Below are 15,733 nucleotides of genomic sequence, written 5' to 3' on the forward strand. Positions count from 1 at the left end.
ACTTTACAAAAAGAAAAGCCCTTAGAAACTTCTGTTCTTAGGACTTTGTCTTCAATCTGAAACCAAGGTTCCCCTTGGTTTTTTTGTGTGTTTATTTATAACGAGGTGTCGCAAAACCACGGATATTTCCATGACCGATGCGGTAAGTATTGCGTTTAACTACGTTATTGCTGTTGCCTTCAATCGTGTGAATAATGCCATTTTCGACTTTTTCGACAATACCGATATGATCAGCCCAGCCATCGTTTTGCTGGGTATCTTTGTCCCAGTTAAAAGTGATAATATCGCCTGCGCTAGGAGTCGAATTACCATCTTCATTCCAGATACCTAGTCTTTGGAAAATATGAATATGGCGCTCAACACCGCACTCGCGACCGATAAGATCGCTCAAGCCCTCTCTTTGGAAAATAACCGTCGTGAAAATGTCGCACCAGTCATCTGTGTTTTTTACAGCGTAGCCAACTGGCAGAGGTCTGACACTATTATAATCGTTGACCAAACGCTGATGCTCAGCACTGCCTCCCCTGACACCTACCATAGCAGCTGCCGCCGCAAGAACACGGTCTCGCTGACTAGCTGACTGAGGACGGTTCACGGAGATAGAGGTCTTTTCTCCACCAGCTCCCTGCAGCTGATTTTGATTATTTAAGTAATACAAGTGAACATTGTATTCGCCTGCATTATTCTTATGGTCACGCGCATATACATGCTTACGATAAGTGCCATCAGCCTGACGATCCGCTGTGTACCATTGGATATCATCTTGACCATTCGCTTCTGACCAAGTCGGCAGGTAAACTGTCTTGAGACCTTCTGGTGCCACAATTCCTGATACTACAATGTCAAACTCTCCAGTATCATTATTCTTATTTTGAATACTGATTTTACCCTGCGGCTTACTGATAGAAACATTGGTCTTGATGCCACCTGCTCCTACCAGCCTGCCATCATTTTGCACATAGTAGAGATGTACATTGTACTCGCCCTGAACGTTGTTATGGTCGCTCGCACGAACTCGCTTACGATAGGTACCATCCGGCTGACGTTCTGCGTTGTACCACTTGATATCATCTTGACCATTGGCCTCTGACCAGGTTGGCAAGGAAACATTCTTAAGACCACCTGGTGATACGATATCTGAAACTACAATATCAAAATCGCCGGTTTCGATATTGCGATTCTGAATGCTGATTCTACCTTGCGCTTTTGGTTTCTCAATGGAAATAGTCGTTTTAGTGCCGCTCACACCAACCAAGCTGCCATCATTCTGCACATAGTAAAGGTGCACATTATATTCGCCCTCAACATTATTGTGATCACTCAGACGGACATGCTTACGATAGGTGCCATCAGCCTGACGCTCAGCATCGTACCACTTGATGTCATCTTGGCCGTTGGCTGTAGACCAGGTTGGAAGAGAAACACTCTTCACCCCCCCTGGGGATGAGATCCCCGAAACCACAATATCAAAATCACCGGTTTCATTGTTGCGATTCTGGATGCTGATTTTACCCTGCGGCTTGCTGATAGAAACGTTGGTCTTGATGCCGCCTGCTCCTACTAGTTTGCCATCATTTTGGACATAGTAGAGATGTACATTATATTCGCCCTGAACGTTGTTATGGTCGCTCGCACGAACTCGCTTCTTATAGGTACCATCCGGCTGACGTTCTGCGTTGTACCACTTGATATCATCCTGACCATTGGCCTCTGACCAAGTTGGCAGGGAAACAGTCTTGAGACCGCCTGGAGATACAATATCTGAAACCACAATATCAAAATCGCCAGTTTCGCTGTTGCGATTCTGAATACTGATTTTGCCTTGAACTTTTGGTTTTTCTATAGAAATAGTCGTTTTAGTGCCACTTACACCTACCAAGCTGCCATCATTTTGCACATAATAGAGATGCACATTGTATTCACCTTCGACATTATTGTGATCACTTAGGCGGACATGCTTACGATAAGTACCATCAGCTTGACGCTCAGCATCGTACCACTTGATGTCATCTTGGCCGTTAGCTGTAGACCAGGTCGGGAGAGAAACGCTCTTCAGACCACCTGGAGATGAAATATCTGAAACCACAATATCAAAATCGCCAGTTTCTTTGTTTCGATTTTGAATACTGATGGTGCCCTTAGGTTTGCCAAGAGAAACGGTCGTTTTAGTACCGCTTACACCAACCAAGCGACCGTCATTTTGAACATAGTAGAGATGGACATTGTACTCGCCCTGCACATTATTGTGGTCGCTTATGCGTACCCGCTTACGATAAGTGCCGTCAGCCTGACGTTCTGCATTGTACCACTTGATATCATCTTGACCATTGGCCTCTGACCAAGTTGGTAGAGAAACAGTCTTAAGACCTCCTGGAGATGAAATACCTGAAACAACAATATCGAAATCACCAGTTTCGCTGTTACGATTCTGGATGCTGATTTTTCCCTGTGGCTTGATGACAGATACATTGGTTGTAGTACCGCCAGCACCAACTAATTGGCCGTCATTGCGGACATAGTAGAGATGGACATTGTACTTGCCAACTGAATCCTTATGTCTGCTAGAATCAACAGAAACTTTATAAGTACCATTGGCCTGCTGAGTCGCTGTGTACCAGATAATATCGTCTTGGCCATTAGCTTCAGACCAAACCGGGACACTAACAACAGACACTCCATAAGGAGCAGAAACGTTTGAAATCACAACATCAAAGCTGCCGTTGACATTATTCTTATTCTGAATACTGATGTTACCCTTTAAAGGCTGCTTAGCAAGAGCAGACTGCTGGGTAAATCTCCCAGTGTAATCTACGCTATGGTCAAATACATGTTTGCCAGCTAAAAGCTGAGCCTGAGCTGTAAACTGCCATGCTCCAGCGCCACTGTTGTATTTGAGAGATTTAGCTCCATCAAGATTTAAATTAGAAGACGGATACTGAGCCACCCAGAAGTTGGTATAGCCAAATTGCGATGTATTAACCGGTCCCTTGCTGCGAAGATTGTTTTGATCCAGCCAGCTGGCACTTGTATAGTACATCAGGTTAGAATAACCCAGTCTGCGCATCTCATCCGCCCAAGCTTGGGTATGCTGGTTGATCCCATTTTGCATTTTAGGATCTTCCATGTCGTTGACCATGACTGTGTTTTTAGGCAAACCTAGTCTATTAGTAAAGGCAGCATAATAACGAGCTTCTGCTCTCGCTTCTTCATCACTGGTATAGTGCGAGAAGGCATAGGTCGATACTTGTAGGCCAGCTCCCTGAGCATTTCTCACTTGGGACTCAGCAAATGGATTAGTGTAATGGGTTCCTTCTGTCAGTTTGACAACGACACCGCCAACCCCTTGCTGGGCTAATTTACGATAGTCGTCTACGCTGATATGGCCATTGTGGCTGCTGACATCTACAAAGGAAGTACCTTTAATCTCTGCTTGGGAATTCCCGCGGGCTGCCTGAGCCTTTGACCCAGCATTATAAAATACAGTTTTTCCAGCATTACTAGCTTTTGGTGCTGATGCTACTGCAGGACTAGCCTTGGGCTCTGAAGCAGTAACAGAAGCTGCAACAGAAGAGCTTGCTTTTACTGACTGAGCAGCTACAGTTCCATTCTGATTAGAAGCATTTGCATCTGACTGAGTTTGCCCTTCTGGCTTAGCAGGTGCTACCTGAGTTTCTACAGTGGCTGATTGAGCTGCTCCTCCAGACTCAACAGCTGTTCCTACAGCGTTAGTTACTTGCTCCTCTTGCTTAACTGCTTGAACTGACTGTTCTGCAGATGATACTGCTACAGTCGGCTGATTAGACACTTGTGATGCAGCCGCATTGACTGCTTGATTCTGGGAACTAACAGACCTTTCTGTTTTTAAAACTTCTGACTCAGCGATAGTATGTTCCTCGGCTTTTGCAACATTGGCAGTCGCTGCCAACAAAATAGCCGTACTCGCTAAATAAACCAATTCTTTCGATTTCAACTTTTCTCTCCAACTTTTAAAAAACTTGTCACCTTTGGGAGGACAAGTCTTTTTTCAACATTTTTTATTTTACAAAATCAAGCAATGCCAAGAAGCTTTCAGCTTCAAGTGACGCACCACCAACAAGAGCACCGTCAACATCTGGACAAGCCATGTAAGACGCAACATTTTCAGGTTTTACAGAACCGCCGTACTGAACACGAACCTTGTCTGCTACTTCTTGACCAAAGTCAGCTGCTACAACGTCACGAACTGCTTTACACATCTTTTGAGCGTCGTCTTGAGTTGCTGACTTACCAGTACCGATAGCCCAGATTGGCTCATAAGCAATAACCAATGATGCAACTTGCTCAGCTGTCAAGTCTTTCAAAGCAGCTGATACTTGAGCACCAACGAAATCTACCGCTTTGCCAGCTTCGTAAGTTTCAAGCGACTCACCACAGCAGATGATTGGTACCAGACCATTACGAAAGATAGCGTGCGCTTTTTTGTTGATGTCTTGGTCTGTTTCATGGAAATAATCGCGGCGTTCTGAGTGACCGATAACAATGTAGTCAACTCCAACTTCTGCAAGAACTTTAGGGCTGTTTTCACCAGTGAAAGCACCTGCATCTTCAAAGTAAGCGTTTTGGGCTGCAACTTTAAGATTGCTTCCTTTAGCTGCTGCCAAAACAGTTGTCAAATCAAGTGCTGGAGCAGCGATACCAACTTCTACCAAATCTGAAGAAGGTAGCTTAGCAGCAACTGCTTCTACAAAAGCCTTTGCTTCTTCAGGATTTTTGTTCATTTTCCAGTTACCAGCAATAAATGGTTTACGTGACATATTCACACACCTCTTCTATTTTATTTATAGTAACATTGTAACATAGTTGCATGAAATAATAAAGGTTATCCACAGAATTTCATCAAATTGAAACATCTTTATTTTAAGGGGATAAGATCTGTGGAAAATTCTTCCCATTCTCATTTTCCACCCGCATCTTCAAGCTAGCTATTTCTCCACCAGAGCACGCACCTCAAAATCGTTTCTTCAGTCTCCTAGAAAAGAACAGAACCTAGTCTGAGACTAAGTTCTGTCGCTCTTATCAACTTCAAAGCAAATTACTGTTTCTTTTCTTGCTTGTAAAACTCTTTTAAGGCATCCTGCCAAGTCGGAATGACAAAGCCTGTAGCTTTAGCCTTGGTCAGACTCATAGTTGAGTTGAAAGGCCTCTTAGCCTTGGCCGGGAACTTGCTGGAATCAACAGGCTGGACTTCCACATCCGTATCTTTGAGAATTTCCACTGCAAATTCATACCATGTCGTGTCCTCTGCCGCATCATTAGACAGATGGTAATAACCAAATTCCTTTTGATTTTCCGCCAGATGAGTCATAAATTCAGCCAGCGTACGAGTCCAAGTCGGACGGCCATGTTGGTCATTGACTACAGTCAGAGTTTTGTGCGTCTTGGCAAGATTTTGCATGGTAAAGACAAAGTTTTTACCGTAGTTACCAAAGACCCAGGCAGCACGGATTATATAGAAACGGCTGGAATATTTCTCAACCAGCTCCTCACCCATGCGCTTGGTACGGCCATACTCAGTCTGCGGATCCGGCCGATCGTCTACTTCCCATTCCTCTCCGACAGGCTTTTGGCCGTCAAAGACATAGTCTGTCGAGATGTAGACCAAGGTTGCTCCGTGTGCTTCTGCTGCTTTTGCCACATTTTCGGTACCGGTCACATTGATGGCATAATCCAGCTCTTTTCCTTCGTCCTCAGCCGCATCAACAGCGGTATAGGCTGCGCAGTGATAGACCAAGCTTGGCTTGACCTCCGCAAAGACCTTGTCCACCATTTGGGCATTGGTAATATCCATTTCTGCCACATCAACAGCCACATACTCCTCATTGCGCTCATCCAAAAGATAGCGAAGCTCTGTACCCAACTGTCCATTCGCACCTGTAATTAAAATCATTTGTCTTTCCTTTCACATCATAAACATTTAATGAGTTTATTATAACAAAAAAAGCAGAAAAAATCTGCTATATTACTTACTCTTCTCTTTAATCACATAAATCGGGCGTTTCTTGGTTTCCATGAAGATTTTGCCGATGTATTTACCTAGGATACCGATGGTCAGCAGCTGGAAGCCTCCGATAAGGAGAATGACGGTCATAAGGGACGGCCAGCCCGATGTCGGGTCACCAAAAACCAAGGTGCGGATAATAATCACCGCCATCAGGATGAAGGCTAAAATCCAAGACAGGATACCTCCTAAAAAGGCGATGTTGAGCGGCGCATCAGAGAAATTGACGATGCCTTCTAAAGAATAGTTGAAAAGAGACCAGAAATTCCAAGAGGTCTTGCCAGCAACTCGTTCAACATTTTTGTATTCCAAGTACTCGGTATTGAAGCCAACCCAGGCAAAAATTCCCTTGGAGAAGCGATTGTACTCTGAAACTTCCAGAATGGCTGCTACCATCTGGCGGCGCATCAGTCGGAAGTCACGCGCACCATCTACCATCTCTACCTGACTAATCTTGTTAATCAGCTTATAGAACAAATTGGCAAAAAAGCTTCGGATTGGCGGCTCTCCCTCGCGAGTAGTGCGGCGAGTTCCCACGCAGTCCAGCTCAGGATTCGTGTCCAGCATGGCCTTCATCTCAATCAGGAGCTCGGGTGGATCCTGCAAATCTACATCCATTACCGTCACCAAATCCCCACTAGCCTCTTGCAAACCAGCATAGAGGGCTGCTTCTTTTCCGAAATTACGAGAAAAGGACAGATAGTGCACGTCAGGACAACGGCTACTGAGCTCACGCAAAACAGCCAAGGTCCGGTCCGTCGATCCGTCATTGACAAAAATATATTCGAACTGGTCACGGATTTGATATTTCACCGCTTCCATGGCTTCATGAAACAGAGGAATAGACTCTTCTTCATTGAAGCACGGAACAATCACTGAAATTGTCATTTTGATTACCTGCTATTTTTTAATATCTCTCATTATAACAAAAAACTAGGCGAAAACCTAGTTTTATTCTTATTTGCTCTGTCTAGAGGCCTTGAAAATTAGATAGATTCCAAGGCGATTCTCAAATCCTCAATCAAGTCATCCACATTTTCCAGGCCGATAGAGAGACGGATTTGATTTGGTGTAATGCCTGCTGCCAGCTGATCTTCTGGCGACATCTGACCATGAGTCGTCGTAGCTGGATGGACAACCAGGGACTTAGCATCTGCTACATTGGCCAAGTCAGAGAAAATCTCTAGGCTGTCAATAACCTTACGAGCTTCTTTCTCACAACCTTTGACATTAAAGGTAAAGATAGAGCCTACGCCTTTAGGGAAATATTTTTCTACCAAAGCATGATAAGGACTGTCAGCAAGCTTTGGATAATTGACCTGCTCAACCTTGGGATGTCCTGCTAGGAAATCAACAATCTTCTCTGCATTGGACACATGGCGTTCTACACGCAAAGAGAGAGTTTCCAACCCCTGTAAGAAGAGAAAGGCATTGAAGGGAGACATAGCTGCGCCCGTATCGCGCAAGAGCTGGGTCCGGACTGCAGTGACAAAAGCTGCTGCTCCGACATCGCGCGTATAACTGATATCATGATAGCTTGGATCTGGATCTACAAACTGCGGAAACTTGCCAGAAGCTTCCCAGTCAAACTTGCCGCTATCTACGATGACACCACCAATACTGGTTCCGTGACCACCGATAAACTTGGTCGCAGAATGTACTGCAATGTCCACTCCATGAGAAAAAACATTGATCAGATAAGGTGTTGCAAAGGTATTGTCGGAAATAAACGGAATCTTGTGGGCATGAACCAGCTCTGCCAAAGCTTCGAAGTCAGGAATATTAATCAGAGGATTGCCCAAGCTTTCAATCAGAACTAACTTTGTATTGTCCTGAATGGCTGCTTCTACTTCAGCTAGATTTTCAATATCCACAAAAGTCGTGGTAATGCCATAGCGAGGCAGGGTTTCCTTGAGCAGATTAAATGTGCCGCCGTAGATGGTGGAGGCTGCCACTACATGGTCGCCAGCATGCGCCAAAGCTAGAATGGTGTAGGTAAGGGCCGCCATACCAGAAGCTGTTGCTAGAGCTCCGACTCCACCCTCCAAAGCCGCAATCCGCTCCTCAAAAGCAGACAGGGTCGGATTGGTAATCCGAGTGTAGATATTGCCAGGCTTGCGTAGGGCAAAAAGATCTTCTCCCTCCTGAGTATCATCAAACACATAGGAAGTTGTCTGGTAAATAGGCAGAGCCCGCGACTTAGTTGTCGGGTCAACTGTCTGTCCGGCATGAAGCTGCAGGGTTTCAAATTTAAATTCACGTGTCATAAGGTCACCTCACTATAGTTATGTGATAAGTCTACCACTAAACGCCCCGCTTGACTAATAGAATTTCCTTATCAAAAGAAATAAAGAGAAGCTATATCTTATAGCTTCTCGGTTATAATCTCAAAAGTCGCCTGATTGCTGGTCCAGTACAACTGCGACGAAACTTTGTCTAAAGCTACCCACTGAGCTCCCACATGCTCATCAGAAATCTGGATTTCCTTCCGTTCAGTCAGGACTAGAAAAAGATTCTTGTGGATGGTCAGATTTTCATCAATCTTTACCGTAAAATCTCCAAGACTAGTCAGATTTGAACAAGCTAAGAGCAAGCCGGTCTCCTCTTTTATTTCACGAAGGCAGGCTTCTTCTGGACTCTCACCGCTCTCAATCCCACCAGTAATGGGCTGCCAAAAGGAAACTTTCTCATCCTCAACTCTCAAAAGCAAGATTTCTCCATCCTCTGGATGATAGATCCAGGCTTCAATCGAATGCCTCATCATGATTTTTTCTCAATCGGTGCTATGCTGGCCAGCACTTTCTTCAGACCGACTTCTGGGAAATTAATCTTAAGCTCTTGACTATTTCCACTGCCAGAGACTGCCAGAACTGTCCCATCGCCCCATTTCTTATGGTGGGCAATATCTCCGATAGCCCAAGCAACTTCCGGCTTAGATGGCTGGTTCTGACTGCTCTTTCCAAAAGGCAGACTGCCTGTAGAAATGGAACTTGGTGCCGCTTGACGTTTACGCTCTTGTAGAGCCTGAGCCAGACTCATACCCTGACCGAACTGACTAGTATCGCTATTGGTATAACTGACCTTAAAGGAGCTGTTTGCTGGCCGAGCCAGTCCCTGATAGTCAAGCAAGTCTGAGCTGATTTCTCTCAGGAAGCGAGTGGGTTGATTATAGTTGGTTTTACCATAAAGCATACGGGAATTGGCATTGGTCAGATAGAGAATCTTTTCTGCTCGGGTGATACCGACATAGGCCAGACGCCGCTCCTCCTCCAGCTCATCCTCATCTTCAGATGCCCGACTTAGAGGGAAGACATTTTCCTCCATACCAACCAGAAAGACGACCGGAAATTCCAATCCCTTGGCCGCGTGAAGGGTCATCAAAGTCACTTCAGAACTCTCCGTATCTCCGTCATCTGTGTCTGCAATCAAGGCTAAGTCATTGAGAAAACGGCTGAGCTTATCAAGGCCAGTCTCATCAGCAGGATTGTCTGGATTTTCATCAAAGTTCTTGGTTACAGACAGGAATTCTTCGATATTTTCAATCCGTGCTTGGCTTTCCAGGGTTGCCTGGGCAGCCAAGACTGTAGCATACCCCGTCTTTTCCAGGACAGCTTCTACCAGCTCAGTCAGGGTATAGTCATCCAAGCGCTCCCGCAAATCCAGAAGCATATTGGCAAAATCATAGACCGCCTGAGCCGCCTTGCCCTTGACCTGCGACAGCAGGATATTGGCCGACGCATCTAGCAAAGAGATTTCCTGACTGGCCGCAAAATTTCGAATCTTATCAACAGTACCAGGTCCAACACCCCGCTTGGGCTCATTAACCACGCGCTCATAGCTGATATTATCGCTAGGATTGGCGATGAGGTTGAGATAAGAAATAACATCGCGGATTTCCTTGCGGCTGTAGAACTTGGTTCCACCGACCATGGTATAGGGAATATTGGATTTGAGCAGAGCTTCCTCCACCGTCCGTGACTGGGCATTGGTCCGGTAAAGAACCGCAAAATCTTTATGACTGTATCCTTCTCGGCTCAGCTGATCAATAGTCCGAGCGACAAAGAGAGCCTCGTCCTGCTCGTCATTAGCCCGATAGTAAACAATTTCCTCACCGTCTTCGTTTTGAGTCCAGAGATTTTTAGGACGGCGGTTGCGGTTGTTTCGGATGACTTCATTAGCCGCTTGAAGGATGGTCTTGGTGGAACGATAGTTTTCCTCAAGCAGAACTACCTTAGCTTCTGGATAATCCTTTTCAAAGTCCAGGATATTCTGCATGTCGGCTCCCCTCCAGCCATAGATAGACTGGTCAGCATCCCCGACCACACAGATATTCTTAAAGCGAGAAGCCAAGAGCTTGACTAGCTGGTACTGGGCATGGTTGGTATCCTGATACTCATCTACATGGATGTACTGGTAACGTTGCTGGTAGTAGGTCAGGACATCAGGATTTTGATCAAAAAGTCGTAAAGTTAGCATAATCAAATCGTCAAAGTCCATAGCCTCAGACTGGCGTAATTCCTTTTGATAGGCCATGTAACACTTAGCCACAATCTGAGTATACATATCACCTGCCATATTCTCATAGGCCACCTCGTCAATCAGGTCGTTCTTAGCATTGGAAATGGTCCCCAGAATGGCGCGCTCATTCCACTTTTTAGGATCCAAATTGAGACTTTTGAGAATTCGCTTCATCAGAGTCCGCTGTTCGCCCGGATCAACAATGGTAAAGTTGTGGTTGTAGCCAATATGATCTGCTTCTCGCCGCAGGATGCGCACACACATGGAGTGGAAGGTGGCAATTAAGCAGTCTTGGGCCTCCGTTTTAAGTTTTTCAGCCCGTTCTCTCATCTCCCTCGCCGCCTTATTGGTAAAGGTAATAGCTAAGATATTCCAAGGATTGACCATCTTCTCATCAATCAAATAGGCAATACGGTGGGTCAGGACACGGGTCTTACCCGAACCAGCTCCCGCCATTATCAGCAAAGGCCCTTCTGTTGTCTGAACCGCCTCAGCCTGACGGTCATTCATACCGTTTAATAAAGGATGCATGTTTCTTCCTCTTTCAAAGTCAATGCTACTATTATAACAAAAATCCTTATGAAGCTAAACCAGAAAGAAGAGGAATTCCTGATTTTAGATTAGATTTTTGGCAAAGTCATTTAAGCCGCCATAAGCCCGACGGAAATTGAAAATCAGGCCTATTTTTGCTATAATATGCCCATATGAGACTTAGAATATCTTTCCAGAAATAACTTTTTCGCATATCTCTTTTCCATTCTGCTGCCCCACTTAGAAAGAAAGGCTGTCATGAAAAATCCTAGTAACAATCTGAAACTAGCGGAGAGAGGAGCCATCCTTTCCATCACTACCTATCTGATTCTCTCAGCGGTCAAGATTATCGCAGGCTCTACCCTCCAGTCCTCCAGTCTGACGGCCGATGGCTTCAACAACGTCTCTGATATCGTGGCTAATATCGCCGTTTTAATCGGCCTGCGTATGGCTAGAAAACCAGCCGACCGTGACCATCGCTTCGGCCACTGGAAGATAGAAGATTTGGCCAGTCTCATCACATCTTTCATCATGTTTTTCTTTGGATTTGATGTCTTGATTGAGACCATTCAGAAGATCATCTCCAACCAAGAGACTAAGATTGACCCAGTTGGCGCCGTGGTCGGAATCATCTCGGCAATCATTATGTTGGTTGTTTATTTTTACAATAAAACACTGGCTAAAAAAGCTCACTCCAAGGCTCTGGATGCCGCAGCCAAGGACAACTTGTCAGACGCTGTCACTTCTATCGGAACTTCAGTCGCTATCATTGCCAGCGCCTTTAACTTTCCAATCGTTGATAAGCTAGCAGCCATTATCATTACCTTCTTTATCCTCAAGACTGCCTATGACATCTTTATGGAATCTTCCTTCAGCCTGTCCGACGGATTTGATGAAAGCCTGCTCCAAGACTATAAGCAAGCTATCCTGGAAATTCCTAAAATCACTCAGGTTAAATCCCAGCGAGGCCGGACCTATGGCAGTAATATCTATCTAGATATTATTCTTGAAATGAATCCAGACCTTTCTGTCTATGAGAGTCATGAGATTGCGGACCAGGTTGAGGATATGTTGATGGAGCGCTTCGGGGTCTTTGACATTGACATTCATATCGAGCCCGCTCCCATTCCTGAAGATGAGAGATTGGAAAATCTTTATCCAAACCTACTCATGCGTGAGCAGCTCGTGGACCAAGGCAGCCAACTGGATACGCTTCTGTCCGCCGAATTTCTCTATATTTCCCAAGATGGCCGACAGCTCAACAAGGCTGAATTTCAGGCAGAAAGAGCCTCAAAAACACCTATCAAAAACTTTGAACTCCTCTCTGTCAGCCAGAAAACCAAGCTCATCCGCTATGAAATGGACGGTGTTATCCATACCAGCCTCTGGCGCCGCCACGAAGTATGGCAAAACATCTTTCACCAAGAGACACGAAAAAACCAGTCTGATGATTAAGTCAGTCTGGCTTTTTCTTTGCAACACACCATTCATTTCCCCGTATAATACATAACAGTAATGCTATCTAGACTTTGCAAATTTGTTGGATTCTCTTTAACTTTTAGGCCGTCTTTTTCAGAATTGTCAGACAAATGATAGTCATCATAGCTATCATCTAGGTCGGTATAAATCTTTATCTTATCATTAACAAGTAAAGCAGCATATCTTGCCTGTCCAAAAGGCTTTCTTGAAATCTTTGTAAATTCAATTTTTTCAACATTTTCATAGTGATTCAGTAAAAATAAAGCCAGACCCTCTTCCTGATTGCGCACCTTTACTTTTTCCTCAGTCGTCAGCCAAGCATTTTCTCCAGAGTAAATAACATCCGTCTCACCCGTATCTTTAAAATTTGTGACCTTCTCTTTCTTTTTCAGACGAAAAGTCAATTCTGTCGAATCAGTGTGAGAACTATCATTTATATTATAGTTTTCATCTTTTGAGTCCAAAGAAACATGTGGGATATAACTGGTGTCATTTACTATGAGACTAACGGAATCCCTTTCCATAAATTTCCCTTGGAAAATTCATCAAATTCAATTTTTTGAACATCTTCATAATGATTAATGATATAAAGTGAAAGCTTTTGCTCTTTCTTATGAAGCTCAGTCATTTCTGTATCTGACATCCATATTTTTTCACCATCTCTATTCACTATACTGCTGCATGCTGTCAAAAAACCTAGAGCCAGTATAGCAAAAAATAATAATTTCTTCTTTCTTGACTTCAAGAGCATTCTCCTTTAGCGGTCTTTTGATATTAGTATACCACATCAGGACAAGTATCTTTATGTTTACTTGTAACTTTAAAGTTGATTTTCAAAGAAAAAAACCAAGGCTTGCCCTGCCTTGGTTGAAAATAGACTTCAATTTACTTATTTTTTATAAAACCAAATTCATTAAGAGGTGAGAGTCGGAACTCCACCACTCCCTTGATTTGACTGGCTTTTATGAGTCCAAATTCTCGGCTGTCCTTCGTATTTTCACGTCGGTCATTAAGAATCAGATAAGAATCTTTAGTAATTTTATCAGACTTTGAGTCTTTTAAATCCATAATAGAGAAATCATGAGTATAGTAACCCGAACTTCCTGCTGAAGCCAAATATTTCTCGCGCATTTTCTCAATATATTCTTCCGACATGACCTGGCCGTTCAGGTAAAGGAGATCATCCATATAGGTTACCTGATCTTTTTCCTGGGCAATGACCCGGCCGACATAGTCTTTGCCGTCCACTTCATAGAGGACAAAATCCCCACGCTTGATGTCTTGCTTTCTTGTCGCCAAGACCAAGTCATTCTTTGCCAAATAAGCATTGCTGTCTTGCTCAGTCACGCGATAAGGCGTATAAATAAAAACTCTCAGACCTATAATGATGGCTGCTAGAACTGAAAAAATAATGACATTTCTTAATAAATCTCTCTTTAACATCTGTCTCTCCCATCTCTTTTATACCATTATATCATTTTTCGACAAAATAGACAAAGGGACAATCTTATTTCAAAAATCAATTCACAAACTAGCCCTTCCTCTCAAATAAAATAAGTGGCATCACATAGACAAGAAAAAAACCGGTGATTTTTCAATCAACGGTTCTTTTTTATTATCTTAGATTAACGTACTGTACGGATGCGCATTGTGTTGGTACGAACTGCTTCACCAAGCGGCACACCAGCAACGATAACGATATCATCACCAGATTCAACCAAGCCTTGCTCAACCGCAATCTTTTCAGCGATGTCAAACATATCATCTGTGTTAGATGGAGTGTTTGTAGTCACTGGAATTACACCCCAGTTCAGCATAAGACCGCGTTGCGTCAATTCATCAAAAGTGATAGCCAAGATATCAGCATTTGGACGGTATTTAGAAATCAAGCGAGCTGTGTGACCAGTCTTAGTAAGGGTAACTACCAACTTGATATCCATTGAGTTTGTAGCATCTTTAACTGCTGAAGCCATAACTTCAGTCTTAGAGTTGCGCTCAAAGTTATCAGTTGTCAAGCGACCATATTCGTTAAGAAGGGTTTGAGCATTCTTATCGATAGTAGCCATTGTTGTTACTGACTCAAGTGGGTATTTACCGTTTGCAGACTCACCTGAAAGCATGGTTGCATCAGTTCCGTCAATAACAGCGTTAAATACATCTGATACTTCTGAACGAGTTGCACGTGGTTTTTCTGTCATGGTTTCAAGCATGTTAGTTGCTGTGATAACCACTTTACCAGCTGCATTGACCTTAGTGATGATCATTTTTTGGTAAACTGGAACCATTTCAAATGGTACTTCGATACCCATGTCACCACGGGCAATCATGATACCATCAGCAGCTTCAATGATTTCGTCCAAGTTATCAATACCTTGTTGGTTTTCGATTTTTGCAAACAATTGAACATGGCCATTACCAGTTTCTTCACAGATTGCACGAACTTCGTTGACGTCTTTTGCAGTACGTACAAATGAAATCGCGATGAAGTTGATTCCTTGCTCAAGACCAAAGCGGATATCATCATTATCACGCTCAGCAAGTGCTGGGAAAGGAATTTTAGTGTTAGGGATGTTCACACCTTTTTGCTTAGCAATGATGCCGTCATTTTCAACTGTAACTTCAAATTCGCGAGTTTCATCGTCTTTAGCGAAAACACGAAGACCAAGTTTACCATCGTCAACCAATACTTGACAACCAACTTCAACATCATCATAGATGTCCAATCCGCCAGCAACGTTCAAAGCAATTACTTCACGAGTAGATTTGATACCTTGCTTAGTAGCAACACGGATATTTTCACCAGTCTTGTATGAATACTCTTTTGCATCGCCTTCAAACAATTCTGTACGAATTTCTGGTCCTTTTGTATCAAGAAGGAAACCAACTTTTTGACCGGCAATTTCTTCTGCACGCTTAACAGTTGCCATGCGCTCTCCTTGCTCAGCATGGTCACCGTGTGAGAAGTTGAAACGGAATGTGTTTGCGCCAGCTTCAATCAGCTTAGCAATGTTTTGAGCTGATGCTTCAACATCCAGCTTTTCTCCCCAATATCCGTCATCACCGAATTTTTTTCCACCGCGGATTTCTACCGCAGGACCTAATGTTGCAACGATTTTTACACGTTTATTCATGATTGTATGAAACTCCTTCTTCTATTTGGCCTCTTGG

10 protein-coding genes and 1 pseudogene are annotated in these 15,733 nt (G+C 43.8%); 1 reads left to right on the forward strand and 10 read right to left on the reverse strand.

Annotation, left to right across the window (positions count from 1 at the left end; all coding sequences use genetic code 11):
• Positions 1 to 91: 91 nt before the first annotated feature.
• The 7 genes from MK370_RS03395 to pcrA form a co-directional block, all read right to left on the reverse strand.
• On the reverse strand, positions 92 to 3,970 hold the full coding sequence (locus MK370_RS03395; RefSeq protein ID WP_268684156.1) for a GBS Bsp-like repeat-containing protein: 3,879 nt from the start codon (positions 3,968 to 3,970) through the stop codon (positions 92 to 94).
• A gap of 64 nt (positions 3,971 to 4,034) precedes the next feature.
• Positions 4,035 to 4,793 carry a triose-phosphate isomerase gene (gene tpiA / locus MK370_RS03400; protein WP_268684157.1) on the reverse strand — a complete coding sequence of 253 codons (759 nt, stop codon included), beginning with the start codon at positions 4,791 to 4,793 and terminating at the stop codon, positions 4,035 to 4,037.
• Between the two features lie 278 nt (positions 4,794 to 5,071).
• The gene (gene rfbD / locus MK370_RS03405) at positions 5,072 to 5,926 is read right to left on the reverse strand and encodes a dTDP-4-dehydrorhamnose reductase (RefSeq protein ID WP_268684158.1); all 855 of its coding nucleotides are present in this window, start codon (positions 5,924 to 5,926) and stop codon (positions 5,072 to 5,074) included.
• A gap of 72 nt (positions 5,927 to 5,998) precedes the next feature.
• Positions 5,999 to 6,925 (reverse strand): glycosyltransferase family 2 protein, encoded by a 927-nt coding sequence (locus tag MK370_RS03410; RefSeq protein ID WP_268684159.1) that lies wholly within the window; start codon positions 6,923 to 6,925, stop codon positions 5,999 to 6,001.
• Positions 6,926 to 7,023: 98 nt separating this feature from the next.
• Positions 7,024 to 8,304: an O-acetylhomoserine aminocarboxypropyltransferase/cysteine synthase family protein gene (locus MK370_RS03415; protein ID WP_268684160.1), complete on the reverse strand. Its 1,281-nt coding sequence runs from the start codon at positions 8,302 to 8,304 to the stop codon at positions 7,024 to 7,026.
• Positions 8,305 to 8,402: 98 nt separating this feature from the next.
• On the reverse strand, positions 8,403 to 8,801 hold the full coding sequence (locus MK370_RS03420) for an NUDIX hydrolase (RefSeq protein ID WP_268684161.1): 399 nt from the start codon (positions 8,799 to 8,801) through the stop codon (positions 8,403 to 8,405).
• Positions 8,798 to 11,086 carry a DNA helicase PcrA gene (gene pcrA / locus MK370_RS03425; protein ID WP_268684162.1) on the reverse strand — a complete coding sequence of 763 codons (2,289 nt, stop codon included), beginning with the start codon at positions 11,084 to 11,086 and terminating at the stop codon, positions 8,798 to 8,800. The genes MK370_RS03420 and pcrA overlap by 4 nt, the downstream gene beginning before the upstream one ends.
• Before the next feature lie 258 nt (positions 11,087 to 11,344).
• On the opposite strand from pcrA, the gene MK370_RS03430 reads away from it, so the two are divergent.
• Positions 11,345 to 12,541, forward strand: a complete 1,197-nt coding sequence (locus MK370_RS03430; RefSeq protein WP_268684163.1) for a cation diffusion facilitator family transporter — start codon at positions 11,345 to 11,347, stop codon at positions 12,539 to 12,541.
• A 32-nt stretch (positions 12,542 to 12,573) separates the two neighbouring features.
• Here MK370_RS03430 and MK370_RS03435 read toward each other — a convergent pair.
• From MK370_RS03435 to pyk, 3 genes and pseudogenes are all read right to left on the reverse strand, one after another.
• A pseudogene (locus MK370_RS03435) lies at positions 12,574 to 13,310 on the reverse strand (hydrolase).
• A gap of 140 nt (positions 13,311 to 13,450) precedes the next feature.
• Positions 13,451 to 14,008, reverse strand: coding sequence for a signal peptidase I (lepB, locus tag MK370_RS03440; RefSeq protein ID WP_268684164.1), 558 nt, complete (start codon positions 14,006 to 14,008; stop codon positions 13,451 to 13,453).
• Positions 14,009 to 14,190: 182 nt separating this feature from the next.
• Positions 14,191 to 15,696, reverse strand: a complete 1,506-nt coding sequence (gene pyk, locus MK370_RS03445) for a pyruvate kinase (RefSeq protein WP_268684165.1) — start codon at positions 15,694 to 15,696, stop codon at positions 14,191 to 14,193.
• Between the last annotated feature and the right edge of the window lie 37 nt (positions 15,697 to 15,733).

It is taken from the genome of Streptococcus sanguinis (genome assembly GCF_026781265.1).
Classification (GTDB): domain Bacteria; phylum Bacillota; class Bacilli; order Lactobacillales; family Streptococcaceae; genus Streptococcus; species Streptococcus sanguinis_T.